Origin of the sequence: Pseudarthrobacter sp. NPDC092424 (assembly GCF_044754925.1) — a bacterium.
GTDB lineage: Bacteria > Actinomycetota > Actinomycetes > Actinomycetales > Micrococcaceae > Arthrobacter.
This window is the reverse complement of the sequence record NZ_JBIVQC010000002.1, coordinates 132,592-158,499: the sequence shown is the minus strand read 5'-3', so window position 1 is coordinate 158,499 and position 25,908 is coordinate 132,592. Positions and strand designations below refer to the sequence as shown.

Here is a 25,908-nt window from a genome sequence, read left to right as displayed (position 1 = left end):
GCCCGGAAGCCGCCGCCGGGTAAACTGGAGGGCACCATGACCCCTGACATTCCGGAAAACACCACGGCCGGCGCTCCGGCTGCTGACACCGCACCCCACATAACCGTTGAGGGCTTCGACAGCCCCATCCCCGCCGTCATCGACCTCGACGCACCCCGCGACGGTGTGCCCCTGGTGATCGAAACCCAAACCGGCCTGGAACGCTGCGCCGCCGCCATCGCCGCCGGCACGGGCCCCGCCGGGGTGGATGCAGAGCGCGCCTCCGGGTTCCGCTACGGCCAGCGGGCCTTCCTGGTCCAGATCCGCAGGGAGGGATCCGGCACGTGGCTGATCGATCCCGAACCCTTTGAGAACCTGGACATCATCAACGATGCCCTCAGCGGCGTCGAGTGGATCCTCCACGCTGCCAGCCAGGACCTCCCGTGCCTCCTGGAGCTGGGCATGTGGCCGGACCGGCTGTTCGACACGGAGCTGGCCGCACGCCTCGCCGGCCTGCCCCGGGTGGGCCTCGCAGCCGTGATCGAACAGCTGCTGGGCTTCGGGCTGGCCAAGGAACATTCCGCGGCCGACTGGTCCACCCGGCCGCTGCCCGAACCGTGGCTGCGCTACGCCGCACTGGACGTTGAAGTGCTCACCGAACTCCGGGAAGAACTCATCGAACTCCTCCAGGCGGACGGAAAGCTGGAGTACGCAGAACAGGAGTTCGCGGCCATCCTGGCGGCCGGGGTGGCACCGCCCCGCGCCGATCCCTGGCGGAAGACGTCCGGGCTGCACCAGATCCGGGACCGCAGACAACTGGCCGCCGTGCGCGAACTGTGGCTCGAACGCGACGCCCTGGCGCAAAAGCGCGATGTGGCCCCCGGCCGGCTCATTCCGGACTCCGCACTGGTCGCGGCGGCCAAGGCGATGCCCACCACGGTGCCGCAACTGCTGGGCACCAAGGGGTTCCACGGCCGTGCGGCCCAGCGCGAGGCGCCCAGATGGCTGCGCTGCATTGCCGCCGCCCGGGACCTGGAGGACCTGCCTCCGCTGCACCTGCCCACCAATGCCCCGCCTCCGCCCCGGGTCTGGGCTGAACGGGATCCGGAAGCCGCAGCCCGCCTGGCCACCGCCCGCCCGCTGTTGCAGGAGAAGGCCGACCAGCTCAACCTGCCGCTGGAGAACCTCCTCACCCCGGACCACCTTCGACGCGTGGCGTGGCGGCCGCCCACGGAGTTGGGAGAGGCGTCCATTGCGGCCGAGCTGCGCAGCCTGGGAGCGCGCGAGTGGCAGGTTGAACTCACTGCACCGCTGATCACCCGGGCCTTCCTCGATCCGCAGCCTTTGCCCCCCAAGGAGCCGAAGAACCCGGAAGCGGCCGCCGGGGCGTAACCCGCGCGGCAACATTGGGACCGCCCTTGCGGGCTAAGTTACTCACGAGTAACATCGGGGTTACTGCCGCCCGCCTGCCGTACCGCTGCATGCACCCGGCGCCTACGTCTCAATGAGGAGTTACACGTGAGCCACCACGGAAGCGGCGCACCACTGCGCACGATCCGGGACGTCGTCTTCGTCGACGGCCTCCGCACCCCCTTCGGCCGCGCCGGTGAGAAAGGAATCTACGCCGGCACCCGCGCAGACGACCTGATCGTCAAATGCCTTCGCGAACTGCTCCGCCGCAACCCGTCACTGCCGCCCGAAAAGGTCGACGAGGTTGCCATAGCCGCCACCACGCAGACCGGCGACCAGGGCCTTACCCTCGGCCGCACCGCGGCACTGCTGGCGGGGCTGCCCCGCACGGTGCCCGGATTCGCCGTCGACCGCATGTGCGCCGGCGCCCTGACAGCGGTCACCTCAACGGCCGGAGGCATCGGCTTCGGCGCCTATGACGTGGTGATTGCCGGCGGCGTGGAACACATGGGCAACCACCCTATGGGCTCCGGGGCGGACCCGAACCCGCGGTTCATGTCCGAACGTCTGGTGGATCCGGCCGCGCTGAACATGGGCAACACGGCCGAAAACCTGCATGACCGGTTCCCCTCCATTACCAAGGAACGCGCAGACGCCTATGCCGTGGCGTCGCAGCAGAAGCTGGCGGCAGCCTACAGCGCCGGCCGGATCCAGCCGGACCTGGTCCCCGTCGCGGCCCGCAAGCCGGGCCAGGGCTGGACCGTCCACAGCGTGGACGAGCCGCCCCGGCCGGACACCACGATGGGAGACCTGGCGTCCCTCCGGACTCCCTTCCGCGCCCACGGCCGGGTCACCGCAGGCAACGCCGCGGGCCTCAACGACGGCGCCACGGCAGCGCTGCTGGCCTCCGCAGACACCGCCATGGCCATGGGCCTGCCGGTGCGGATGCGGCTGGTCAGTTATGCCTACGCCGGCGTCGCGCCGGAAGTCATGGGCATCGGTCCGGTCCCGGCCACGGAGAAGGCACTCAGGAACGCCGGCCTCTCCATCGGGGATATTGGACTGTTCGAGATCAACGAGGCGTTCGCCGTCCAGGTGCTCAGTTTCCTGGAGCACTTCGGCATCGACGACGACGACCCCCGGGTCAACCGGTACGGCGGCGCCATCGCCGTGGGCCACCCGCTGGCATCCTCCGGTGTCCGGCTGATGATCCAGCTGGCCCGCCAGTTCGAGGAAGATCCGTCGGTCCGGTACGGCATCACCACGATGTGTGTTGGACTGGGCATGGGCGCCACCGTCATTTGGGAAAACCCGCACCACCCCGCCTACAGCGGAACCGCCACCGAAGGAGCCATGGCATGAGCGCAGCAGATTTCACCACATTCGCCGGCCTCTTTCCCGGCGAGACGGTCACCCACTCGTACGTCCAGGATATTCAGCTTCCCGCTGCGGCCGGCGGCACCTTCGCCCTTATCACCCTGGACAACGACCTGGACCACACCAAACCCACCACCCTGGGGCCGAACACCCTGGTGGAACTGGGCACGGTCCTGGAGGGACTGCGCGAACGTGCAGCCCGCGGCGAAATTGTCGGCGTCGGCATCACGGGCAAGCCGTACTACCTGGTGGCCGGGGCCGACCTCTCCGCAGTGAAGTCGCTGGAGGAACGCGAACAAGGCCGCCTGATGGCGCAGCTGGGACACGACGCCTACTCAACCCTCGCGAACCTGGGGGTCCCCAGCTTCGCATTCATCAACGGCGCCGCGCTGGGCGGCGGCCTGGAGGTTGCGCTGCAGTCCACCTACCGGACCGTCTCCTCCGGCGCCGGCGCCCTGGCCCTGCCCGAAGCATTCATCGGGTTGGTCCCGGGATGGGGCGGCGTCTATATCCTGCCGCGCCTCATCGGTCCGGAAAACGCGGTGCGGGTAATGATCGAGAACCCGCTCAGCAACAACCGCACCCTCTCCGGCCCCCAGGCCTTTGACCTGGGCATCGCGGACGCCCTGTTCGAGCCCGCGGACTTTTTGGAACAGTCCCTGGCATGGGCCGCGAAGGTCATCTCCGGCGAGGTGGTCCCGGAGAGGGCCAAGGCCGTGGACCCGTTGTCCCCGGAGGTGGCCGCCCGCTGGTCCGCCGCCATTAAGGCCGGCCGTGCCTTCGTTGAGGCCAAGACCTCCAACGCCGCGCCGGCACCGGCCAAGGTGCTGGATGTCATGGAAGCCAGCCGCACCCTGAGCCAGGCCGAATCCGCCGCCCTGGAGTGCGAAACGCTGGCAGACCTCATGCAGACGGACGAATTCAGGTCCACGGTCTATGCCTTCCTGGACCTGGTCCAAAAGCGCGCCAAGCGTCCGGCGGGGGCTCCTGACCGCAAACTCGCCCGCCCGGTCACCAAGATCGGCGTAGTGGGTGCCGGGCTGATGGCCGGCCAGCTGGCGCTCCTGTTCGCCCGCCAGCTTATGGTTCCCGTGGTCCTCACGGACATCGACCAGGAACGCGTGGACAAGGGCGTGGCATATGTCCACGCCGAGGTGGACAAGCTCCTGGCCAGGAAGCGCATCAGCCAGGACGCAGCCAACCGCACCCGCGCACTGGTCACCGGTTCGGTGTCGAAACAGGCCTTCGTGGACGCGGACTTCGTGATCGAGGCCGTCTTCGAGGAACTGGCCGTCAAAAAGCAGGTCTTCGCCGAGCTGGAAGCAATCGTGGCCGAGGACTGCATCCTGGCCACGAACACGTCCTCGCTGTCCGTTACCGCCATGGCAGAGGACCTGCGGCACCCGGAGCGGCTGGTGGGCTTTCACTTCTTCAACCCGGTGGCCGTGATGCCGCTCCTGGAAATCGTCCGCGCCCCGCGCACGGACGACCCCGTCCTGGCCACGGCCTTCGAACTGGCCAAGGCACTGAAGAAGACCGGTGTACTGGTCAAGGACGCGCCGGCTTTTGTGGTCAACAGGATCCTGCTGCGGCTGATGGGTGAGGTCACGGCGGCGTTCGACGAGGGAACCCCCGCCGAGGTGGCGGACAATGCCCTGCGTCCCATGGGCCTGCCGATGACACCGTTCACGCTGCTCGCCATGGTGGGCCTTCCCGTAGCGCAGCACGTCCAGGAGTCCCTGCACGACGCGTTCGGCGACCGCTTCCCGGTCAGCACCAACCTGCAGAAGCTCATCGACAACGGCGTGCGGACCCTGTGGGTGGAGGGCCAGGACGGGACGCGGTCCATTCCGGATTCCACCATGTCCCTGCTGTCCTTGGGCAGCTCCCCGTCCACCGCGGACCAGGTGCTGCGGCGGACCCAGGACGCCTTGGCGGAGGAGATCGGGCTGATGCTCTCCGAAGGAGTGGTGGCCGGTCCGGAGGACATCGACCTATGCATGATCCTGGGCGCCGGCTGGCCCATGTTCCTGGGCGGCATCACTCCATACCTGGACAGGGTGGGCGCCTCGGAACGCGTCAACGGCAAGCGCTTCCTGCCGCCCGGCACCGCATCCCGGCCCGGCGCGGTGTAACCGGGGCCACCCGGCACTGGCGGGGTGGCGTGCCGGCCGGCGGGGACCTAGCTGCCTGCCAGCCGGCCGTCGTCGAGCGCCACGACACGGTGGGCCGCCGTCCGTGCGTAGTCCAGGTCATGCGTGACCAGTACGACGGCGGCGCCCTCCGCCGCAGCGGACCGCACCGCCGCGTCCAGGACGGCCAGGCCATCCGCGTCCAGCGCCACGGTGGGTTCGTCAAGGGCCAGCACCGCCGGCCGGCGGGCCAGGACGGTGGCCAGGGCGAGCAACCGCTGCCGGGACCCGGGGAGCTCGGCCGGGTGGAGATGCGCCGCCGCCAACAGGCCAACGGCCTCCAGCGCGGCGCGGGCGCGCCGGTCCGCTTCCGCGGCCGGGAAAAGCCGCTCCAGGCCGAATCTGACCTCGCGCAGGGCGGACCGTTCGAACAGCTGGTGGCGCGGATGCTGGAACAGGAATCCCACGGACGCCGCCACCTCCCCTACGGGTTTGCCGGTAATGCCGCGCCCCTGCACCAGGACGGTGCCCCGGTCCGGCTGCAGCAGCCCGTTGGCATGGCGCAGCAGCGTGGATTTTCCGGCGCCGTTGGCGCCCGTGACAGCCACGATTTCGCCCGGCCGCACCGTCAGGTCAACGCCGTCAAGGACACGACGTGCCGGACTTTTGGTGCGCGCGCCGGGATAGCTGAACGCCACGGCCCGGAATTCCAGCGCGGCTGCGGACGGCTTCCCGGATTCCGCATGATGGGCAGCGGGGACTGCACGGGGCGCAGAGCCGGGCCTGCCAAACAGCGGCCTGCGGACCGCGGCGGGCAGCAACGCCTCCCCCTGCAGGAATTCATCCCGGTGCCCGCGCGCGGCGGCCGTGCCCGCCGACAGGACAACCCAGTCGGGGGCGGCCAGGACCAGTTCGTCCACCGCCTGGCTGAGGATCACGACGGCGGTGCCCGCCGCTGACAGGTCCCCTACCAGCCGCACCAGTTCTGCAAGGCCCTCGCTGTCCAGCGAGGCGGCCGGCTCGTCCAGCACCAGCACGGGCGGTCCGCTGATCACTGCGCAGCCGATGGCCAGGCGGCGGAGTTGTCCGCCGGAGAGGGTGGCAGGGTCCTGTTCCAGGAGGGCATCCAGGCCCACCAGCGCCGCCGTGCGGTCCACGGCCGCGGCCATTGCTGCCCGCTCCACGCCGGCGTTCTCGAGCCCGAAGGCCAGTTCCTCCGCCACGGTGGCGCGGACGGTGGACACGGCCGCGGCGGCGTCCTGCGGAACGAAGCCCACCAGCCGGCCCCACGCGGCGGGGTCGATCCGCGGGTCTTCGGGGCCGCCGTCGAATTCCAGCACGGTGCCTGCCGCGGCCAGGTGGCCGTGCAACGTGCCGTGGCTGCCGGGGCTGAGCCAGCCGGCAAGGAGCCGGCCCAGGGTGGATTTGCCGCTGCCGGAGGCCCCGATGATCGCCGTGCAGGAGCCTGGCGCAAAGGAAACGTCCACCCCGTTCAGCGCGGGCGTGCCCTCCCCATGGAAGGCAAAGGACCGGATCCCGGCGGCAAGGGCCGGGACGGGAGTGGCATGCATGCTAGCCTCCAGCCGCGGTAGTCCAGAGCCGGGCGGCCACGGCGGCCGCCGCCGCCAGAACCAGGCCGGCGCGCAGGATTCGCTGCCCGTTGGAGTCCGGCACTTCCCGGTAGCTGGTGCGCGGGCCGGTGCTGCTGAAGCCGCGGGCGTCCAGGGCTGCGGCGCGGACGCCGGCTTCCTCGATGAGCGACAGAACCAGTGGTACCGCCTGCAGCCGGAACGCCGGCACCCGGTGCAGCAGCCCCCGGCGGATCACCAGGCCCCGGGCCTCCTGGGCCTGCCGGATCACTGCGGTCCTGGCCGTAATGGCCGGCAGCAGTGTCAGCGTGGAGGCCAGGACAAAAGCAACCCGGCCCCGGACGCCCCGGGCGGACAGGGCAGCCACAAGGTCCGGCATTTTGACGGTGAAGGAAAACAACAGCAGGCACACCACGACGGCGCCCAGCAGGGCAGTCCGCTCCAGCGCGAAGGCCAGGCCCTCGGCGGTGATGAGCACAGGTCCCCAGTGCGCCAAAACGGTACGTCCTTGCGGGAAAAAGAGCCCGTGCACCATCAGCAGCGACACCGCCAGCGGCAGCAGGACGGCTGCCGCCGCGGGAAGGACCCGGCGCGCTGTCCCGCCCCGCAGGGCAAGGGCAGCGCAGCCGGCGGTCACGGCCAGTGAGAGCGGCAGGCTCGCCGCCGCCGTCGTAATGGCCGCGGTGCTGCCGGCCGCTGCCAGTGAGGTCAGCGGGTGAAGGCGCATGCAGGTGGCCTAGGCGTCCTGTCCGGGCACCTTGCCGGCCAGCACGCGGTGGCGGCGCACGAACGGGAACTGCAGGCGGGCCCGGCGTGGCAGCGCGTATGCCAGGACTGCCACGACGGTGAACACGATCGCCTTGTCCATCGGGTCCGAAATCAGGGCCTGCTTGGTGATGGCGGTCAGCAGCGAATCGCCCATGGCGCGGAAGGCACTGACGATGGCACCGGTGGCAACGCCGGAGGTGCCGCCGAATACGAAGGCGGCTACCGGGGCCGAGACCACGCCGGCCAGGATGCCGGTGACGAAGCCGGCCACGGGGGCCAGGTAGAAGCGGCGGAAGAGTCCGTAGCGGGCGGCGAGCCCGGCCAGGCAGCCGATCAGCGCGGCGCCGGCGGCGAAGGGCAGGACCGTGGGGTTGAAGAAGGACCAGACGATGCTGCTGAGCACACCCGTGGCAGCACCGGCGGCGGGGCCGGCGAGGACCGCGATGAGCACGGTGCCTATCGCGTCGAGGTAGAACGGCACCAGGGTGCTGCCCACGAACTGGCCCAGCACGATGTTCAGGACCAGCGCAACCGGGATCAGCACCAGCGTGGAGGTGGGCAGGGTGGGCAGGACGGCGATGATCAGCAGGACGGCCCCGGCCAGGAAACCGGAGAGCGCAATCAGCGCCGAGGCGCTGCCGGGGCCCCCTGTGATATCTGCCGGCTGGTTCAGGACGAGGTAGATGTAGGTGCCGGCGATGGCCACGGCGCCGAGGATCTCGAGCAGGCGGCGCCGGCGGGCGGCGGCGGGTGCCGGGGACGGCAACGTCAGGGAGGGCGATGACATGCGGTTTCCTTTGGGTGCAGGCGCGGGAGGCCCGGAGGTTCCGGGCCCTGGGGAACGCCGCCTATGTCACCTCGGCAGCGGCGGCCGGGCAGCAGTGCCTGGCCGGACCGCCCCCATTCTACCGCCGGCTCCGGCCGCCGCTCAGCCGCGTTCCCGCGCCAGGCGGCCGACCGTTGACACCAGTTCAGCGAAGGCCTGACGGGGATTGTTGCCCGTTACGATCCGGGCGTTCGGCGGGATTCCCCACAGGCCGCGGAAGTCAGCCACCGTTGTGCCGGCCAGGAGCGGCGAATCCGCCTCCACATCCACCGTCGCGGGCCGGGCAGAATACTCCAGGGTGCCGGCTGCCACGCCCGCAGCGAAGAAGTCGTGGACATGGGCCAGGTAGCCCTGGTCGTAGAGCCGGTGGAACTCGAAGTAAAACCGAAGGGCGTCCGACAGGTGGCGGATAACCATGTTGTCCGAGGTGCTGCGCTGCCCTTCGGGTTGCTCCGGCAGGACCAGCTCAGGTACCGAGGCGCCCGCGGCTTCGGCCAGCAGCCGGAGGTGTTCCGGGCGAAGTTCCATGCGCTCCGTGGTGTCCAGGGAGCAGACGACGGGCAGCCTGTCCACGGGCCGGCCGCGGTACGCGGCGTAGACTTCCTTGGCCGCGTGCGGGTCCACGTGGGTGTTCCATTCCGCTGTGGGCGTGGTGTTGCCCTGGTAGTAGAAGGATCCGCCCATGATGACCACCCCCGCGAGCAGTTCCGGCAGGTCCGGCTCCTGCCGCAGGGCCAGGGCGAAGTTGGTCAGCGGCGCGGTGATGAGCGCCGTCAGCTCCCCCGGGCGCGCCCGGGCCTTTTCAATCCAAAGGTCGACGGCGTTTCGCGGCGAGAGCCTTCCCTGCGGTTCCGGCAGGACGGCATGGCCGATGCCCTGCGGCCCATGGGTTTCGGGGGTGGTGAGCAACGGGATGGACAGGGGGGCGCGGGCCCCGATGGCCACCTCCACGTCCGGCCGCCCGCAAAGCTCCAGCAGGGCAAGGGTGTTGCGGGCCACCTGGTCCGCGTCCACGTTGCCGGGCGAGGCCGTGACGGCGGCGAATTCGGTGTCCGGCAGCGCGGCCAGGTACACCAGGGCCAGGGCATCATCGATGCCCGTGTCCACGTCCAGCAGGAAGGCGGCCACCGGGCTAGAAGGGGGCCACTTTGGGAACGGCCGGGAAGATCGTGTCCAGTTCCGCGAGGTCCTCCGCCGACGGTGTCCACCCTGCGGCGGCCGCGTTCTCCCGCACCTGCCCGGGGCTCGTGGCGCCGGCGATGACGCTGGCCACGGACGGCCGGGCCGCGAGCCAGGAGAAGGCCACCTGCACCTCGGTCAGCCCTCGTTCCCGTGCGAACAGGCTGAACCTGCCAAGCTGGTCCCAGTCGGCGTCTTCCACCATGTGGGTCCGGGTGTGGCTGAGGCGGGATCCCTCCGGAGCCCGGCCCGGAGCGTATTTCCCGGTCAGCAGCCCGTTGGCCAGCGGGAAGTACGGCAACACCCCGAGGCCGAATTCCTCCGCGGCCGGTGTGACCTCCAGTTCGGCGCGCCGGTCCAGGAGGTTGTAGTGGTTCTGCGTGGAGATGAAGCGGGTGGTGCCGAGTTCGCGGGCAACGTATTCGGCCTGCGCGATCTGCCAGCCGGCCCGGTTGGAGTGGCCGATGTAGCGGACCTTGCCGCTGCGGACCAGGCCGTCCAGGGCTGCGAGGGTCTCGTCGATGGGCGTGAGCGGATCCGGCGTATGGAACTGGTAAAGGTCGATCCAGTCTGTCGCCAGCCTGCGGAGGGAGGACTCCACGGCCTGGATGATGTACCGCCGCGAACCCCGCGCGCCGTAGTCGGCGCCGTTGGCCCCCTTCATGTCCATGCCGAACTTGGTGGCCAGCACCGCTTCGGCCCGGCGTCCGCCCAGGGCCCTGCCCAGCATCGTTTCGCTCAGGCCAGGCTCGCGGCCGTAGGTGTCAGCGACGTCGAAAAGTGTAATGCCGGCGTCCAGGGCTGCGTGGACCACCGCATCAGTGCCGGCCTGGGATTCGGTGGCCGTGTTGGCACGGCCCAGGTTGTTGCAGCCCAGGCCCACCGCGGAAACAGTAAGTCCGGATTTGCCGACGCGTCGGTACGAGGTCACGGAACCCTCCTAAAGGCTGAAGCTGTTTGCCGGTTTGGCCGAGTGCTTGAGCTTGAACCGGTCCGGCTGCCCGAACGGTGCGGCGCCGATGCTGAGCTTGGTGAAATCCAGGTCCTCGCCGCGGATGCACACCTTGATGGCGTTCACGGCCTTGTTCACCTCCGGAGACAGGCAAAAGATGTTCAGCTTGTAGTCCGTGAATTCCGAACGTTCCACGGTGCCCAGGCCACGCCAGGCCAGGTGGCTGATAAGCGCATCGGTGGCCTTTTCCTGGAGGTAGCGGTCGCGGTCCGTGCCCTCCCGGGTCTTCAGGGCGAACTGGGCAACCACCCAGGACTGCTCCTCGTCCGGGATTTCGGCATAGCCGTCCTCCGCGCACTGTGCCGCGAATGCGTCCAGCAGGCCCTCCGCGGCGCCGGAATCGGGCACGTCGGTCTCTTCGGTCTTGCTCTGGTGGCCCACCACGCCATAGTTCATCACGAACTGGCTGTAGTCCTCATCGAACCAGGCCTCCCGGAAGTGGAGGACACCTTCGTCGTCGCGCCGGTAAACCCTGATGATGCCGCTCATGTGCGTCCTTTGGTAAACCATTCGGCGTCACTGCCGTCGAACGGTGCGTGTTGTGCCTTGACGGCGTGTAAAAGCTGGTCTGCTGCGGCCTCGAGCTGTCCGGCCAGCGCCTGCGGGTAATCCATGGCCACCCGGTGCTCGGCGAATTCGTCCTCATCGTCGATGAAGACGCCGCGGTCCGCGGTGCGCACCACGTCAAGGTCCATGTCGATCACGTGGAATTCCGTGACGTCCCGCCGGATGGGGTGCCATTCGTGGGCGACTGCAAGGTCGATGTAGACGCGGACTCCGCCGGGGTGGGCGTCATCGTAGAACGTCGCCACCCATTGGCCCTCGCGGGGGATCAGCAGCACGGCATCTGACCGCGTGTAGAACGCGGCGCCCGGTCGGGAACAGAACTCGTTGGTGCCCTGGAAGATCCACCAGCCGTGCCGGTCCTCCCCCAGGTAGCGGCCCGGTACCACCCAGTGCGCCTTGCCGTTCCACTTGCGGTTCCGTGCCACCACCAGCTGGCCGGGCCGCAGGCCCTCCGGAACCCGCGTGGCGCCGGGGTGCCCGGGGCCGGCGGGCTCGCCCAGCACCCCGGGGTATTTGAGTTCCGCCTCGCCCCTCACAGGATGGGAAGGCTGCCGGTGGTGGGGTGCTGCTGGCCGGGCAGGGGACGCGCAAAGGGGACCTTTGTTCCCAAAACCTGTGCAACGACGTCGTGCGTAATCTGCTGTGCGGTGACGCCGACGCGCTCCAGGACCTGGCTGCGCGTGCCGTGGTCCAGGAACTCGACGGGGAGGCCCACCTCGTTCAGGGCGGTGTCCACCCCGGCGGCACGCATTTCCTGCCGGATGCGCGACCCCACTCCACCGGCACGCACGCCGTCCTCAATGCAGACCACCAGGCGGTGGTGCGAGGCCAGCGCCACGATGGAACGCCGCACGGGCAGGACCCAGCGGGGGTCGACGACGGTGGTGCTGATGCCCTGAGCGCCCAGCCGGTTGGAGACATCCAGCGCCAGCTCGGACATGGCGCCCACGCTGACGATCAGGACGTCGTTGTCGGTGGAGCCGGCGGGACGGCGGGCCAGCACGTCCACGCCGTCGCTGAGCCGCTCGAGCGCTTCGACTTCTGCGCCGACCGATCCTTTGGAGAAGCGGACCACGGTGGGGGCGTCGTTGATGGCCATCGCCTCGCGGAGCTCTTCCCGAAGCCGGCTGGCGTCACGCGGCGCGGCGAGGTGCAGGCCGGGCACGATCTGGACCATGGCCATGTCCCACATGCCGTGGTGGCTGGCGCCGTCCGGTCCTGTGACGCCGGCCCGGTCCAGGACGATGGTCACGCCGGCCTTGTGCAGCGCGACGTCCATGAGCAGCTGGTCGAAGGCCCGGTTCAGGAAGGTGGCGTAGACGGCCACCACGGGGTGCAGTCCGCCAAATGCCATGCCGGCAGCTGAGGTGAGGGCATGCTGTTCGGCGATGCCGACGTCGATCACCCGGTCCGGGTGGCGGGCGGCGAACTTGTGCAGGCCCACCGGGATGAGCATGGCACCGGTGATGCCGACGACGTCTTCGCGCTCATCTGCGATGTCCGCGATTTCGTCTGCGAAGACGGACGTCCAGGACTGGGCGCCGCCGCTGCCCGTGGGTTCACCGGTTTCGGGGTCGATGATGCCGACGGCATGGAACTGGTCAGCCTCATGGGCGCGGGCCGGAGCGTAGCCGTGGCCCTTCTCGGTCATCGCGTGCACGATGACCGGACCGTTGTAGTTCCGGGCCGTGGACAGGGCATGCTCCATGGCCTGGAGGTTGTGCCCGTCCACGGGGCCAATGTACTTCATGCCGAGGTCCTCGAACATGCCCTGGGGAGCCCACCAGTCCTTGATGCCCTTCTTCATGGCATGCAGGCTGCGGTAGGTGAACTGGCCGACGGGGCCGCCGTTCTGGAGTTTCTTCTTCCACCAGTCCAGGGCCACCTCGTACGCCGGAGCGGCACGGAACGAATCAATGGTGGGGCGCAGCGACGCGAGGTAGTCGGCGAAGCCGCCCACGGTGGGAGCGTAGGAGCGGCCGTTGTCATTGACCACGATCACTACGCGGCGCTTCTTGTCCGCCGCGATGTTGTTGATCGCTTCCCAGGCCATGCCGCCGGTGAGGGCGCCGTCGCCCACAACTGCCACCACGTGCCGGTCGCCCTGGCCGGTGAGCTGGCGGGCGCGGGAGATGCCGTCTGCCCAGGAGAGAGAGGAGGAGGCGTGCGAGCTTTCCACGATGTCGTGCTCCGACTCGGCGCGCGAGGGGTAGCCCGAAAGGCCGCCTTCCTGGCGGAGGGTGCTGAAATCCTGTCGTCCGGTCAGCAGTTTGTGCACATAGGACTGGTGCCCGGTATCAAAGACGATGCTGTCCCGCGGGGAGTCGAATATGCGGTGCACGGCCAGCGTCAGTTCCACCACGCCCAGGTTGGGTCCGAGGTGCCCGCCCGTCTGGGAGACGTTCGTGATCAGGAACTCCCTGATCTCCGAAGCCAGCTGCGACAGCTGTTCTTCGGTCAACTCGTTCAGGTCCTGCGGATTCCGGATGGTGTCCAAGATTCCCAATGACCCCTCCTTCGGGTGGTAGACGTGCCGTTTAACTCTAACGCGTTGATCTGGGTGCAAAGCCGAAGCCCCGGCTGGTCACTGACCGGCCGGGGCTTCGGTGAAATGGTGCCTGCTGGCAGGACCCGCTAGTTGGCGGAGATCTGCCGGAGCACGTACTGCAGGATGCCGCCGTTGCGGTAGTAGTCCGCTTCACCCGGGGTGTCGATGCGCAGGACGGCGTCGAACGAGGTGGCGGAACCGTCTTCGGCGGTTGCCGTGACCTTGAGCGTCTTCGGGGTGGTGCCTTCGTTCAGGGCGGTGACGCCCTCAACGGAGAACGTCTCCGTGCCGCTCAGGCCGAGGCTGGCTGCAGACTCGCCGGCCGGGAACTGCAGCGGCAGGACGCCCATGCCGATGAGGTTGGAGCGGTGGATGCGCTCGTAGCTCTCGGCGATGACGGCCTTGACGCCCAGGAGCGCGGTGCCCTTGGCGGCCCAGTCACGGGACGATCCGGAACCGTACTCCTTGCCGGCCAGGACCACCAGCGGGGTGCCGGCTGCCTGGTAGTTTTGCGCGGCGTCGTAGACGAACGCCTGCGGGCCGCCTTCCTGGGTGAAGTCGCGGGTGTAGCCACCTTCGACGCCGTCCAGGATCTGGTTCTTAATGCGGATGTTCGCGAACGTTCCGCGGATCATCACCTCGTGGTTGCCGCGGCGGGAACCGTAGGAGTTGAAGTCCTTGCGCTCCACACCGTTGGCCAGCAGGTACTGCCCGGCGGGGGTGTCGGACTTGAACGAACCGGCCGGGGAGATGTGGTCGGTGGTTACAGAATCGCCGAGCTTCAGCAGGACGCGGGCACCGGTAATGTCCTTGACCGGTTCGGGCTGCGCCTGCATGCCCTCGAAGTACGGGGGCTTCCGGACGTAGGTGGAGTTCGGATCCCAGGCGAAGGTGTCACCGGCAGGGGTGTCCAGCGCCTTCCAGCGCTCGTCACCCTCGAAAACGCCCTCGTAACCCCTGGTGAACATGTCCTTGTCGATCGAGGAGTCGATGACCTGCTGGACCTCAACCGGGTTGGGCCAGATGTCCTTCAGGAAGACGTCGTTGCCGGCCTCGTCCTTACCGAGCGCATCGGTCTCGAAGTCGAAGTCCATGGATCCGGCCAGGGCGTAGGCGATGACCAGCGGCGGGGAGGCCAGGTAGTTCATCTTGATGTCCGGGTTGATGCGTCCTTCGAAGTTGCGGTTGCCCGAGAGGACGGCCGAAACGGCAAGGTCGTTGGCCTGGATGGCCTCGGAGATCTCGGCTTCCAGCGGCCCGGAGTTGCCGATGCAGGTGGCGCAGCCGTAGCCCACGATGTAGAAGCCCAGCTTCTCCAGGTAGGGGGTCAGGCCGGACTTCTCGTAGTAGTCGGTGACAACCTTCGAGCCCGGGGCGACGGAGGTTTTGACCCACGGCTTGGCGGTCAGGCCCTTCTCGACGGCGTTGCGGGCCAGCACTGCGGCGGCCAGCATGACAGAGGGGTTGGACGTGTTGGTGCAGGACGTGATGGAGGCGATGGTTACCGCTCCGTGGTCCAGCTCGAACTCGCGCCCGTCCGCCATCTTGACCGGCACGGGCTTGGAGATGCGTCCCGCGCCGCCGTGCGCTGCCGAATACTTCGGCGGTTCACGGTCGGTGTCGGAGATATGGGTGGCTCCGGCGGTGAAGGACGGTGCATCGGAAGCGGGGAACGATTCCTCAAGTGACTCGTCCAGGGTGCCGGCGTCCGCTTCGTGGGAAACGTAGTTCTTGAGGTCGTGGCGGAACTCGTCCTTGGCCTCGGTCAGTTCGATGCGGTCCTGCGGGCGCTTGGGGCCGGCGATGGACGGAACAACCGTGGACAGGTCCAGCTCGAGGTACTCGGAGAACTTGATGTCGCGGGAAGGATCGTGCCAGAGGCCCTGTTCCTTGGAGTAGGCCTCGACGAGGGCCACGTTCTGCTCGGACCGGCCGGTGAGGCGCAGGTAGTCCAGGGTGACGTCGTCGATCGGGAACATGGCAGCGGTGGAACCGAATTCCGGGCTCATGTTGCCGATGGTGGCGCGGTTGGCCAGCGGCACAGCGGCGACGCCTTCGCCGTAGAACTCCACGAACTTGCCCACCACACCGTGCTTGCGCAGCATTTCGGTGATGGTCAGCACTACGTCGGTTGCGGTGGCGCCTGCGGGGATGCTGCCGCTGAGCTTGAAGCCCACGACGCGCGGGATCAGCATGGAGACGGGCTGGCCGAGCATGGCCGCCTCGGCTTCGATGCCGCCGACGCCCCAGCCGAGCACGCCCAGGCCGTTGACCATGGTGGTGTGCGAGTCGGTGCCCACGCAGGTGTCGGGGTAGGCGCGGAGGGCGCCGTCCACTTCACGCGTCATGACGGTACGGGCCAGGTATTCGATGTTGACCTGGTGGACGATGCCGGTTCCCGGGGGAACCACCTTGAAGTCGTCGAACGCGGTCTGTCCCCAACGCAGGAACTGGTAGCGCTCCCCGTTGCGCTGGTATTCGATCTCCATGTTGCGCTCCAGTGCGCCGGAGTTGCCGAAGGCGTCGATCTGGACCGAGTGGTCGATAACCATCTCGGCCGGTGCCAGCGGGTTGACCCGCTTGGGGTCGCCGCCCAGTTCCTTGACCGCTTCACGCATGGTCGCCAGGTCCACCACGCAGGGGACGCCGGTGAAGTCCTGCATGATCACGCGGGCCGGCGTGAACTGGATTTCTGTATCGGGCTGGGCGTTGGGATCCCAGCCTGCCAAGGCGCGGACGTGATCGGCAGTGATGTTCGCGCCGTCCTCGGTCCTCAACAGGTTTTCAAGCAATACCTTGAGGCTGAACGGAAGGTTTTCTGCACCTTCAACGGAGTTCAACCGGAAAATTTCGTATTCGGTTCCGGCTACATTAAGTTTGCCTTTTGAACCGAAGCTGTCCACAGTGCTCATCGCAGGACTCCTCTCGCAACAGTTTCATCTTTGTCGCGCGGTTGACCGCCTGCTAGTTAGGACGCCCTAATTAGTTCGGGCCCGAAAATTGCACACGGCCGGCCGTGATTACGGGCGCGACGTGGGACTACTAGGGCCATCGTAGTCGAAAACCATCCCGGCATCATGGCGCCGGAGTCAGCAGCGCCACGGTCTCCAGGTGGTGGGTGTGCGGGTACAGGTCAAAGGCGCGCAGCCCACGCAGCTCCCAGCCCGCCTGCCGGAAGTATCCGACGTCCCGGGCAAATGAGGCCGGGTCGCAGGACACGTAGGCGATGGCCCGCGGCTGCGAGGCCACCAGCTGCCCCACCACGGCCTTGCCCGCTCCCGCCCGGGGCGGATCCAGGACGAGGGCGTCAAAGTTCCGCGGTTTCTGGCGGAGGACCCGCTCCACGCGGCCCTGGACGATATCCACCTGGGGTGCGGCGTGAAGGTTTTTCCGCGCGTCGCGGCTGGTTCCGGGTGACCCTTCAACGGAAAGGACGGAGCCGGTTTCCCCTACTGCGTCCGCCAGCACGGCGGTGAACAGCCCGGCGCCGGCGTAGAGGTCCGCCACCACCGAGCCGGGGTGCAGGAAGCCGCCGCTGCCGAGGAAATCTGTGACCGCACCCACAAGTGTCCCGGGCGCGTCGCGGTGGATCTGCCAAAACCCTGCGCCGGTGACCCGGTAGTCGTGTCCTGCCGCGGATTCCTGCACCCATGTGCGGCCCCTGACCTGGCGCACCTCCTCGGTGGCTGGATCGAACGTTGCCACGGACACGTCCTGCGGAAGGGACGCGGCGACGGCGCTGAGCCGCTTGCCCCTGGTGCCTTGGGCAGGTGCCAGCAGGACCAGCGGCCGGCTCCCGTTGGCGGGCGCCGCCACCTCGACACGTTCGATGCCCTGCAGGTCTACGTCCCACAGCCGCAGCGCGTTGATGGCACTGCCGGCCAGCGGCATCTCCCGCACGGGAACTATGTGGTCGGAGCGGTGGGCATGCATGCCAAGCCGCCCGGACGGGGTCACCGAGAAGCTGGCGCGCGTGCGCCACCCGAGTCCGGCGCCGGCGTCGGACATCCCTTCCTCCCGGTGTGCCCCTCCCACGGCCTCCACGGCGATCCCGCCGTCGGCGGAAAGGTCCGCGCCGGATGGCAGGCGGTCCACGCCGGCCAGCCGCCGCAGCTGCTCGGCCAGCACCTCGGCTTTCAGGCGCCGCTGCCGGGGCAGGGCGATATGGCCGAATTCGGCGCCGCCTACCGGCGGATGCCCGTGGGACCAGGCGCGCCCGGAGTCCGCGGGATGCCAGAAGTGCTCCACGCGGTCCGGCGAGCCCTCCAGGACTTCCACGACGTCGGCGCGCCAGAATTTGGCGTTCTCCGCGGCGTCCGTGAACCGGACTCTGGCCTTTTCGCCCGGGATGCCGTGCCGGACGAACACCACCCGGCCGCCCTCGCGGGCGACGCAGTGCCCGCCGTGGGCCACGGGCCCGATGTCCAGGATGGCTTCACGGTGTTCCCGGGCGGGAGATTCCGGCCGGGCGCCGGCGGGCTGTGGGCTGTGGGAGGTCATTGCACGTCCTGCATGTTCTTGGCTTCTTCGGATGATTTGAGCTGCCAGGGAACGCTGGCCACCATGACGCCGGGTTCAAAGTGCAGCCGGGTCTTGATGCGCAGTGCAGTCTGGTTGTGGACCAGCTGCTCCCACCACTTGCCCACGACATACTCGGGGATATAGACCACGATCAGGTCGCGGGGCGAATCGCGCCGCATCTGTTTGATGTACTCCATGATGGGCGTCACCGTTTCCCGGTACGGGCTGGCGAGTACCGTCAGAGGCACGGGAATCTCCAGCTTTTCCCAGTCAGCCACGGTGCCGGCTGTTTCCTCCGCATCAATGTCCACCGTGATTGCGTCCAGCCTTGAGGGCCGCGAGGCGCGGGCGTAAGCGAGGGCGCGCAGCACAGGCTTGCGCACGTGCGAGACGAGCAGCACCGCGTGCACCCGGGTAGGCAGGGCCCGCGGGGAGGAATCCTCGTCCACGGCCAGTTCCTTGGCCACGTTGTCATAGTGCGCCCGGATGCTCCACATCACCAGGAACAGGCCCAGCATGACGATCAGCGCAATCCACGCGCCCTGCTCGAACTTGGTGACAACGACGATCACCAGGACCAGCGCAGTCATGCCGAAGCCCACGCTGTTAATCGCCCGCGACTTTGCCATGCGCAGCCGGGCGGCCTTGTCCCGGGCCAGCTTGAGCTCCCTGCCCCAGTGCCGGATCATGCCCAGCTGGCTGGCTGTGAAGGAAATGAAGACTCCCACGATGTACAGCTGAATGAGCTTGGTGACGTCGGCGTTGAACACCAGGATCAGGAGCAGCGCTCCGGCGGCAAGGGCAAGCACGCCGTTGCTGAAAGCCAGGCGGTCGCCGCGGGTGCGGAGCTGGCGGGGCAGATAGCCGTCCTGGGCCAGGATGGAGGCCAGGACCGGGAAACCGTTGAAGGCAGTATTGGATGCGAAAACCAGGATGAGGCCGGTGGCGGCAACCACCAGGTAGAACGGGAGGGATCCCGCGCCGAAAATGGTCTGCGCGATCTGGCTGATGGCCGGGTTCTGGATATACCCCTCGGGCAGGGGTTTGCCGTCCAGCAGGAACTCCGTGGCAGGATCCAGGACGATGTGGACCTTGGTGGCGTTGGCCAGGTAGATGACACCGGCGAACATGGCGGCGCTCAGCAGTCCCAGCAGCAGCAGGGTGGTGGCGGCGTTCCTGCTCTTGGGCGGACGGAAGTTGGGCACCCCGTTGCTGATCGCTTCCACTCCCGTCAGCGCCGCGGCGCCCGAGGAAAAGGCGCGCAAAAGCAGGAAGGCCCCCGCCAGGCCCACCAGCCCCTCGTCAAAGCCTGGGGCGGGAACAATGGTGAAGGCGGCCGACGGCGCCTCCCCCAGCGTGCCGGTGGAGGCCTGGAAAAGCCCTACCGCCGTCATGCCCAGGATGGCCACCATGAAGATGTAGGACGGGGCCGCGAAGAGCGTGCCGGCTTCCTTGACGCCGCGCAGGTTTACCAGCGCCAGGCCCGCCACGCCGGCTGCCGCCACGAGAGCCTGCTGGCCGTGGAGCGCCGGAATCGCGGTCGTCACGTAGGAGGCGGCCGAGGCCATGGATACCGCCACTGTCATGACGTAGTCCACCAGCAGCGCGGACGCCACCGTCAGGCCGGCGTACCTGCCCAGGTTCTCGTTGGCAATCTGGTAATCGCCTCCCCCGGAGGGGTAGGCGTGGACGTTTTGGCGGTAGGAGGCCACCACCGTGAGCAGCACCACCATGACGGCCAGGCCCACCCAGGGCGAGAAAGCGACAGCGCTGACGCCGGAGAGTGCCAGGGTCAGGAGGATTTCATCCGGGGCGTAGGCTACGGAGGACCAGGCGTCGGAGGAGAACACCGGGAGTGCGATCCGCTTGGGCAGCAACGTGTGGGTCAGGCGGTCATTCCTGAACGGCCTGCCCACCAGCACCCGCTTGGCGGCATTGAATATTGTCAGCACCCCACAAAGCTAGTCTGATTCCCGGGGGATGTCATGACGGCCCGCCCCGGGCGCGATGAGGGGACGGGCCGGTAGAGTTTCGTGCTGCAGCACGTTGTCGGTGATGAAGAGGAGAAACGGTGGCGCACTTCGTGATCATGGGATGCGGCCGGGTGGGTGCAACCCTGGCGCACACGCTCGAAGATGCCGGCCATTCCGTGGCCATCATCGACCAGGACGACCGGGCCTTCCGCCGGCTCCGGCAGGGCTTCACGGGCCGCAAGGTGACCGGCGTGGGCTTCGACCGCGATACTCTGCGGCAGGCCGGCGTTGACGAGGCCTACGCCTTCGCCGCCGTTTCCAGCGGCGACAACTCGAACATCCTGGCCACCAGGGTGGCGCGCGAAACCTTCCACGTCCCGCACGTGGTAGCCCGGATCTATGATCCCGGCCGGGCCGAAATCTACCAGCGGCTGGGCATTCCCACGGTCGCGGCAGTCCGCTGGAGCGCAGACCAGGTCCTGCGCCGGATCCTGCCCGAACAGCACCTGGCCGGCGACTTCCGCGAACCGTCCGGCCGGCTGGTCCTGGCCGAACTGGACCTGGACGCCGCCTGGGTGGGGCACCGGATCAGCAGCATCGAGGCGGCCGCGGGTATCCGCGTGGCGTATCTGACCCGCTTTGGCGAGGGCATGCTGCCGGACGCCGGAACCGCCTACCAGGACGGCGACACCGTCCATGCCATGCTGCATGTGGACCGCAGCGCCCAGGTTGCCCAGGTCCTGGCCAAAGCACCCGCCAAGGAGTTCCAGTGAAAGTCGTGATTGTTGGCGCCGGCAGCGTCGGCTCGTCCATCGCCAGGGAACTGCTGGCCCACCGCCACGAGATCCTGCTGATCGACCAAAAACCGGAGGTCATCGGCCGCAGCGGGCTGCGCGGCGCACACTGGCTGGTTGGTGATGCCTGCGAACTGAGCACCCTGCAGGGCGCCAAGGTCGAGGAAGCGGACGTAGTGGTTTCCGCCACCGGTGACGACAAGGTCAACCTGGTGGTCTCGCTGCTGGCCAAGACGGAGTTCGGCGTGGGCAGGACCGTGGGGCGGGTGAACAACCCCAAGAATGACTGGATGTTCAACGACTCCTGGGGTGTCGACGTCGCAGTCAACACGCCGCAGCTCATGACCGCACTGGTGGAGGAGGCCGTCGAGATCGGCGACCTTGTCCGCCTCCTCACTTTGCAAACCGGCGTGTCATCGCTGGTGGAGTTCACCGTCCCGCACGATTCGCACGTGATCGGGAAGACGGTAGGCGACATCCGCTGGCCGGAGGATTCCACCCTGGTGGCCATCCTCCGCGACCATGCGCCCATCACCCCTAGCCGGGACGACGTCATCGACGGCGGCGACGAGCTGTTCTTCGTGACCACCATCGCTGCGGAAGACGAGCTGCGGGCGCTGTTGTCAGCGGAACCGGCTGAAGCCGCAGCTCCCGGCACGGCGGTTCAGGCGGCGCCGCAGCAGGCCCTGGAGGATGACGGTTTCGACGGTTAGGCGGCGGCAGGTGCCGGCTTGGTGACCAGCCAGGCCACCCACACGCCCAGGATGTACAGCGGCGCGCCCATGATGAGCCGCGTCGTGGCCAGGGCGGTGAGTCCGTCCGGGCCCATCAGGTAAAGCGGCACCTGCACAGCGAGCCGCAGCGCCAGGACGGCAACGATGATCCAGGTGCCCAGCCGGTAGGCCTTGAGCCGCGCCGGGTCCTTCCGCCAGTCGAGGCCTTCGTTCCGGATGAAGCCGAAAAGCAGCCCTGCGACCGGCCACTTGGCCAGGATCGAAATCACCATCGCCACGATGTAGCCGGCGTTCGTAAAGAAGCCGGGCAGGTAGAAGTCCTCGGCCTTGCCCGTGGTGTTGGCCAGCCACGCCGAAATTCCCACGCCCAGCACACCGGCCAGGGCCTGGGTCAGGGGTCGCCGCTGGATGAGGCGCACCACGGTGAACACCGCGGCGCCTGCCAGGGCCGCCACCAGTGAGGGGGTCAGCTCCCGGGTGACCGTGAAGACCACCAGGAACACCAGGCCAGGCAGGATGCTCTCGGCGATGCCCTGGACACCGCCGGCGCTGCGCAGCACATCCACGCGGCCATCGTGGGTGCGGTGCAGGCCGGCCTTGGCTGCGTAGCCTGCGGCAATGTCCGCCATGGGAGTCCCTTCCTGTTGGTCACCGGCGCCCGTGTGGTTGCCTCCCGATGCGGCATTGCGGCGTTGGCCGGGCGTCGGCCCGGGCTGGGACGGTGTCATTCATTCTCCTGGCGGGACAGTATTTCGTAGCGCGGATTGAACATGGTGGGCAGGCCGCGGCTGTGGGAGAGCATGCCCTCGAGCCGCAGTTCCGTGCCGGGCCCGATCCCGGCGACCCGGCGGCGGCCCAGCCAAACGACCCGAAGCCGGCCGTGCTCCCCGCCCGGCCGGGCTGGCCTGCCGGTCCTGCCGGCTGCGGTGTCCGTCACGATGGCGGTGAACGCCGGGGCTTCACCCGACGGAACGTACGTCACCGACTCGATCCGGCCGCGGCACAGCACCCGGCCCTTGGCCGGCAGCCGGTTCGGGGACAGGCAGCCGGCGTCGCCGTCCGGCGGCGCGGCTCCCCGTCCGGTGCCCATCGGGTCAGCCAATCTGTGTGGTTTCCGGACCGCGCTCGGGCTCCTGCAGGGCAGGAGCGGCGGCCGGAGGTGTTGCGGTTGCGTCCTTGGGAAGCCGAAGCTGCAGCAGGTCACGCGGCGGCATGGGGTTGTCGCCCCGGACTACCACCACTTGGCGGAACAGCGCCTCGAGCGGTTCCGCAGCGGGGCGTTCCAGTGCAGCGGCACCGCCCAGGACACCGCGGAGGAACCAGCGGGGGCCGTCTACGCCGACGAAGCGGGCCACGCGGTAGCCCTGGCTGCCGTCGGCGGCCGCTGCGGGCAGCCTGGCGATGAGCTCGGTGCCGAATGGCCCCTCGATTTCTTCGACCTGTCCGCCCTGCGCGCCGACGGACTGGCCGATCTGGCCACGGATCTCATCCCAGAGCCCCTCGGTCTTGGGCGCGGCGAAGGCCTGCAGCTGGAGGCTGGAGCCATTGAGGTCAAGGGTCACGGCCACCACGCGCTGGGTTGCTTCCTCGACTTCGAGGCGCAGCTGCAGGCCTTCGGAGGGTGCAACCAGCAGTGCGCCCAGGTCCACGTAGCCATCCCGGCCCGTCACCTCGGACTCGTCGAACGGGCCGCCGGCCCGCCGGTGGTCGCCTTCGGCCGCCGTGTCCGAAAGCTCCGCGGCGGTCAGGGACTCCTCCGGCTCAGTGACCTGTTCCTTCTTGGTTTTCCTGCCGAGCCCAAAGACCATGGGGCTGTCTCCTTAGTGTGAGGTGCGCGGGCCCGCCCGTGGCGGGTGCCGCCGTCGTGCGTTGCTGCCGCCGTAACGAAAACCGGGATAGTCAGGTCCCGGGCTGGATGAATCCGCCCGTGGAGCCGAATCCGCCGGTGCCGCGCACCGATCCGCTTAATTCATCCACGGGAACAAACTGTGCGTACTCCACGCGCTGAATGACCATTTGGGCAATTCTATCGCCGCGGCGGAGTTCTATGGCCTGCGAGGCGTCCGTGTTCAGGAGGGTGACCGCGATTTCGCCGCGGTATCCGGCATCCACTGTTCCCGGGGCGTTGACGATGGTGAGGCCGTGCTTGGTGGCCAGGCCGGAGCGGGGGTGGATGAGCGCCACGTAGCCAAAAGGAAGGGCGATCGAAACACCCGTGGGGACCATCCTGCGCTCCCCCGGCTGGAGGACGACGTCCTCGCGGGCGCGGAGGTCGGCTCCGGCGTCACCGGGATGCGCATAGGAGGGCGCTTCCAACCCGGGATCCAGCATTTTCAGCCCGACCTGAAGGGTAGGTGCCCATGCTTCGTCTCCGGCGGGGGTTGCGTTGATAACGGTGCCTGGTGCGGCGGAAAGGTCAGTCACAGTCACTCACTCTAACCCGCGCCCCTGCGCCTGACCTAGGCGCGGGGGCGGCCATCGGATCGGTCAGGCGGGAGCCGGGATGAAATAGCGGGCCAAAGATGAAAAGCTGTCCCCATGCCCGAATCCAGCCCTGCCGCGCCCGTTCCCAGCACTCCGCCAGCCGGCACCCGGGTGATCTACCGGGAGAAGCTGTGGCCCGGCGTGTGGATCTGGATCATCGCGGCCGGCATCTCCGGGGCAGGGATCCTGGTGTTTGCCCCCATCAGCATGGCGGCAGGCTTTACCGCCGCCGGAGTGCTGTTCGCCATCATCAGCGTGCTCCTGCTGACGTCCACACCCGCCATCGAGGTCACCGGGGACACGCTGACGGTAGGGCGGGCCACCATCGAACGCCGCTTCGTAGGCGAGGCGGAGGCCTTCCGTGGTTCCGAAGCAACAGCCGAACGCGGGACCCGGCTCAACGGGCTTGCCTACCTCTGCATCCGTGGCTGGATCGATCCGGTGGTCAGGATCCGGATCACGGACCCCGCCGACCGCACGCCCTACTGGCTCACGTCCACGCGGCACCCTGAGCGGCTGACCGCCGCACTCTCGCGCCGCTAGCACCTCCCCGCCCGGACTGCCGCTAATTCGCGGCGCGCCCTGTACCTTGAGCCAATTCCCGGCGCGAGGGTGGCAGAGTTTCGATTGATAGTAATGCCAGGGTGGAGGATTTGCATGCAGGATCTACGGCTTGTAGGCGTACACGACGACGGGACGCACCTCCTGTTGAGCGGTGCCGGCGGCGAGATGTTCCAGCTGCCGATCGACGAAGCACTCCGGGCGGCGAGCCGCGCTCCTGCCAGGAAGGCGGCCGAGCGGCCGTCCGTCCCGATGTCTCCGCGTGACATCCAGGCCCGGATCCGGGCCGGTGCCACGGCAGCGGACGTTGCGGAACTTTCCGGGCTGCCGCTGTCCAAGGTGGAACGCTACGAGGGGCCGGTGCTGGCCGAACGGGAGTACGTGGCCCAGCAGGCCCGCAAGGTCGAGGTGGCGGCTCCCGCTCCCGGACATGATGCCTACCGTGCGGCGTTCGGCGACAGCCCCGCCACGTTGGCCGACATGGTGGGGCACCGCCTTTCCGCCCACGGCATCGACCCCTCCGGCGTGGAGTGGGACTCCTGGCGCCGCCAGGACGGAACCTGGACCGTGTCCGCCAGCTTCGAAGCCGGCACCGGCACCGCCGGAATCGGCGAAGAGCCGCCGGCCCTGTGGACCTTCATCCCTTCCCGTAAATCCCTGCAGAATGCCAACCGCTGGGCGCAGCAGCTGAGCGAGCTGGAGCCGCTGGACGGACCGCTTCCGGCCCGCCGGCTGTCCGCCGTCTCGGACCGGCCCTTCGATTTCGAGACGGACGCAGACGCCGCCCGTCCTGCCCGAGGCCCGCACCCTGTCCCCGCAGCCGGGGAGGAGCCGGCAGCCGGAGCGGAACCGGATGAGCTGCTGGATATGCTGCGCTCACGCCGCGGCCAACGGCTGGGTGTCGACGAGGATTCGGACGACGCCCTGGCGCTCCTCCTGACCCACGGGGTTCCCGCCGCCCACCCGCGGCCCTCCGAAGTGGTGGCTGAGGAAGAAGAGGAAGAGGAGCCGGACCTTCCGGAAGAACCGGAAGAAGTTCCGGCGGGCCGCGGCGAATCCTTCATTCGCCGCCGCGACGCGCGGCCGTCCATGCTGTCCCGGTTGAGCCTCATCCCGCCGCTGCGCGACACGGCGGAGGACGACGGGCTGGACGATTCGCTGCGGCTGCACGACGGCGTCAGCACCGCCACGCGCGAGATCACCATCGTGGCGTCCCCCCAAAAGGGTTCCCCGGGAGGCGGCGCGGGCCGCAGTTCCGGCGGCGCGGGGCTGGATGAGCTGCTCGGCGGCAGCCAGCGCAGGCCGGCTCCACGAAACGACGACGATTCCTCCGGCGCACCGTCCCCGCTTGACCCTGAGGTGCCGGAGCGGCAGCCGGCCCGGCCCAAGCGGTCCAGCGTCCCGTCCTGGGACGAGATCGTCTTCGGTACCCGCAGCGACTAGGCCTGCTTTCG

Annotated in this window: 22 protein-coding genes; 7 read left to right on the top strand and 15 right to left on the bottom strand. The window is 68.5% G+C overall.

Translation table 11 applies throughout. From position 1 onward, the window contains the following. Positions 1-36 precede the first annotated feature (36 nt). From ACIQCN_RS03690 to ACIQCN_RS03680, 3 genes are all read left to right on the top strand, one after another. Entirely contained in the window at positions 37-1,371 is a 1,335-nt protein-coding gene (locus ACIQCN_RS03690) for an HRDC domain-containing protein (protein ID WP_400604149.1), read from the top strand. A 126-nt stretch (positions 1,372-1,497) separates the two neighbouring features. After that, positions 1,498-2,751, top strand: a complete 1,254-nt coding sequence (locus ACIQCN_RS03685) for a thiolase family protein (protein ID WP_400609456.1) — start codon at positions 1,498-1,500, stop codon at positions 2,749-2,751. Further along, positions 2,748-4,901, top strand: a complete 2,154-nt coding sequence (locus ACIQCN_RS03680; RefSeq protein ID WP_400609454.1) for a 3-hydroxyacyl-CoA dehydrogenase NAD-binding domain-containing protein — start codon at positions 2,748-2,750, stop codon at positions 4,899-4,901. The genes ACIQCN_RS03685 and ACIQCN_RS03680 overlap by 4 nt, the downstream gene beginning before the upstream one ends. Positions 4,902-4,948: 47 nt before the next feature. Here ACIQCN_RS03680 and ACIQCN_RS03675 read toward each other — a convergent pair whose 3' ends face one another. From ACIQCN_RS03675 to ACIQCN_RS03625, 11 genes are all read right to left on the bottom strand, one after another. Next, positions 4,949-6,469: an ABC transporter ATP-binding protein gene (locus ACIQCN_RS03675; RefSeq protein WP_400609452.1), complete on the bottom strand. Its 1,521-nt coding sequence runs from the start codon at positions 6,467-6,469 to the stop codon at positions 4,949-4,951. Between the two features lies 1 nt (position 6,470). Beyond that, positions 6,471-7,214 (bottom strand): energy-coupling factor transporter transmembrane component T, encoded by a 744-nt coding sequence (locus tag ACIQCN_RS03670; RefSeq protein ID WP_400604156.1) that lies wholly within the window; start codon positions 7,212-7,214, stop codon positions 6,471-6,473. Between the two features lie 9 nt (positions 7,215-7,223). Beyond that, complete coding sequence (locus ACIQCN_RS03665; RefSeq protein ID WP_400604158.1) at positions 7,224-8,042, bottom strand: ECF transporter S component; 819 nt, start codon at positions 8,040-8,042, stop codon at positions 7,224-7,226. A gap of 141 nt (positions 8,043-8,183) precedes the next feature. After that, positions 8,184-9,209, bottom strand: coding sequence for a nucleoside hydrolase (locus ACIQCN_RS03660; RefSeq protein ID WP_400609450.1), 1,026 nt, complete (start codon positions 9,207-9,209; stop codon positions 8,184-8,186). Between the two features lie 4 nt (positions 9,210-9,213). Beyond that, positions 9,214-10,191: an aldo/keto reductase gene (locus ACIQCN_RS03655; RefSeq protein WP_400609448.1), complete on the bottom strand. Its 978-nt coding sequence runs from the start codon at positions 10,189-10,191 to the stop codon at positions 9,214-9,216. 9 nt (positions 10,192-10,200) lie between these two features. Beyond that, positions 10,201-10,761, bottom strand: coding sequence for a hypothetical protein (locus ACIQCN_RS03650; RefSeq protein ID WP_400604162.1), 561 nt, complete (start codon positions 10,759-10,761; stop codon positions 10,201-10,203). After that, complete coding sequence (locus ACIQCN_RS03645; RefSeq protein WP_400604164.1) at positions 10,758-11,375, bottom strand: DUF402 domain-containing protein; 618 nt, start codon at positions 11,373-11,375, stop codon at positions 10,758-10,760. Before ACIQCN_RS03645 ends, ACIQCN_RS03650 begins: the two co-directional genes overlap by 4 nt. Continuing rightward, a complete protein-coding gene (gene dxs / locus ACIQCN_RS03640) occupies positions 11,372-13,345 on the bottom strand; it encodes a 1-deoxy-D-xylulose-5-phosphate synthase (RefSeq protein ID WP_400604166.1) in 1,974 nt (657 codons plus the stop codon). Before dxs ends, ACIQCN_RS03645 begins: the two co-directional genes overlap by 4 nt. A 128-nt stretch (positions 13,346-13,473) precedes the next feature. Continuing rightward, positions 13,474-16,299: an aconitate hydratase gene (locus ACIQCN_RS03635; RefSeq protein ID WP_400609446.1), complete on the bottom strand. Its 2,826-nt coding sequence runs from the start codon at positions 16,297-16,299 to the stop codon at positions 13,474-13,476. Between the two features lie 163 nt (positions 16,300-16,462). Then, positions 16,463-17,887 (bottom strand): class I SAM-dependent RNA methyltransferase, encoded by a 1,425-nt coding sequence (locus tag ACIQCN_RS03630; RefSeq protein WP_400604170.1) that lies wholly within the window; start codon positions 17,885-17,887, stop codon positions 16,463-16,465. After that, positions 17,884-19,860 carry an APC family permease gene (locus tag ACIQCN_RS03625; RefSeq protein ID WP_400604171.1) on the bottom strand — a complete coding sequence of 659 codons (1,977 nt, stop codon included), beginning with the start codon at positions 19,858-19,860 and terminating at the stop codon, positions 17,884-17,886. Before ACIQCN_RS03625 ends, ACIQCN_RS03630 begins: the two co-directional genes overlap by 4 nt. A 119-nt stretch (positions 19,861-19,979) precedes the next feature. Between ACIQCN_RS03625 and ACIQCN_RS03620 the strand changes: the two genes are divergently transcribed. Continuing rightward, entirely contained in the window at positions 19,980-20,654 is a 675-nt protein-coding gene (locus ACIQCN_RS03620; protein ID WP_400604173.1) for a potassium channel family protein, read from the top strand. Continuing rightward, positions 20,651-21,388, top strand: coding sequence for a potassium channel family protein (locus ACIQCN_RS03615; RefSeq protein WP_400604175.1), 738 nt, complete (start codon positions 20,651-20,653; stop codon positions 21,386-21,388). The genes ACIQCN_RS03620 and ACIQCN_RS03615 overlap by 4 nt, the downstream gene beginning before the upstream one ends. On the opposite strand, the gene ACIQCN_RS03610 is transcribed toward ACIQCN_RS03615, so the two are convergent. The 4 genes from ACIQCN_RS03610 to dut all read right to left on the bottom strand — a co-directional run bounded on the left by ACIQCN_RS03610 (position 21,385) and on the right by dut (position 23,833). Next, the gene (locus ACIQCN_RS03610) at positions 21,385-22,038 is read right to left on the bottom strand and encodes a DUF3159 domain-containing protein (protein WP_400604313.1); all 654 of its coding nucleotides are present in this window, start codon (positions 22,036-22,038) and stop codon (positions 21,385-21,387) included. The genes ACIQCN_RS03615 and ACIQCN_RS03610 overlap by 4 nt on opposite strands. Before the next feature lie 95 nt (positions 22,039-22,133). Continuing rightward, positions 22,134-22,511 (bottom strand): hypothetical protein, encoded by a 378-nt coding sequence (locus ACIQCN_RS03605; protein WP_400609444.1) that lies wholly within the window; start codon positions 22,509-22,511, stop codon positions 22,134-22,136. Beyond that, on the bottom strand, positions 22,504-23,217 hold the full coding sequence (locus ACIQCN_RS03600; RefSeq protein ID WP_400609442.1) for a DUF3710 domain-containing protein: 714 nt from the start codon (positions 23,215-23,217) through the stop codon (positions 22,504-22,506). Before ACIQCN_RS03600 ends, ACIQCN_RS03605 begins: the two co-directional genes overlap by 8 nt. 91 nt (positions 23,218-23,308) lie before the next feature. After that, the gene (gene dut, locus ACIQCN_RS03595) at positions 23,309-23,833 is read right to left on the bottom strand and encodes a dUTP diphosphatase (protein ID WP_400604180.1); all 525 of its coding nucleotides are present in this window, start codon (positions 23,831-23,833) and stop codon (positions 23,309-23,311) included. Positions 23,834-23,947: 114 nt separating this feature from the next. On the opposite strand from dut, the gene ACIQCN_RS03590 reads away from it, so the two are divergent. Together ACIQCN_RS03590 and sepH are read left to right on the top strand one after the other, a co-directional pair. Continuing rightward, positions 23,948-24,436 (top strand): DUF3093 domain-containing protein, encoded by a 489-nt coding sequence (locus tag ACIQCN_RS03590; protein ID WP_400604182.1) that lies wholly within the window; start codon positions 23,948-23,950, stop codon positions 24,434-24,436. Between the two features lie 114 nt (positions 24,437-24,550). Beyond that, complete coding sequence (gene sepH / locus ACIQCN_RS03585) at positions 24,551-25,897, top strand: septation protein SepH (protein ID WP_400609440.1); 1,347 nt, start codon at positions 24,551-24,553, stop codon at positions 25,895-25,897. The last annotated feature ends 11 nt before the right edge of the window (positions 25,898-25,908 follow it).

Excerpts from the sequence above, each read along its gene's own strand:
- ACIQCN_RS03600 (WP_400609442.1), bottom strand. The coding sequence starts at position 23,217 with ATGGTCTTTGGGCTCGGCAGGAAAACCAAGAAGGAACAGGTCACTGAG.
- ACIQCN_RS03670 (WP_400604156.1), bottom strand. The coding sequence starts at position 7,214 with ATGCGCCTTCACCCGCTGACCTCACTGGCAGCGGCCGGCAGCACCGCG.
- ACIQCN_RS03635 (WP_400609446.1), bottom strand. The coding sequence starts at position 16,299 with ATGAGCACTGTGGACAGCTTCGGTTCAAAAGGCAAACTTAATGTAGCC.
- ACIQCN_RS03590 (WP_400604182.1), top strand. The coding sequence starts at position 23,948 with ATGCCCGAATCCAGCCCTGCCGCGCCCGTTCCCAGCACTCCGCCAGCC.
- ACIQCN_RS03650 (WP_400604162.1), bottom strand. The coding sequence starts at position 10,761 with ATGAGCGGCATCATCAGGGTTTACCGGCGCGACGACGAAGGTGTCCTC.
- ACIQCN_RS03690 (WP_400604149.1), top strand. The coding sequence starts at position 37 with ATGACCCCTGACATTCCGGAAAACACCACGGCCGGCGCTCCGGCTGCT.
- ACIQCN_RS03665 (WP_400604158.1), bottom strand. The coding sequence starts at position 8,042 with ATGTCATCGCCCTCCCTGACGTTGCCGTCCCCGGCACCCGCCGCCGCC.
- ACIQCN_RS03680 (WP_400609454.1), top strand. The coding sequence starts at position 2,748 with ATGAGCGCAGCAGATTTCACCACATTCGCCGGCCTCTTTCCCGGCGAG.
- ACIQCN_RS03630 (WP_400604170.1), bottom strand. The coding sequence starts at position 17,887 with ATGACCTCCCACAGCCCACAGCCCGCCGGCGCCCGGCCGGAATCTCCC.
- ACIQCN_RS03610 (WP_400604313.1), bottom strand. The coding sequence starts at position 22,038 with ATGGCGGACATTGCCGCAGGCTACGCAGCCAAGGCCGGCCTGCACCGC.
- sepH (WP_400609440.1), top strand. The coding sequence starts at position 24,551 with ATGCAGGATCTACGGCTTGTAGGCGTACACGACGACGGGACGCACCTC.
- ACIQCN_RS03675 (WP_400609452.1), bottom strand. The coding sequence starts at position 6,469 with ATGCATGCCACTCCCGTCCCGGCCCTTGCCGCCGGGATCCGGTCCTTT.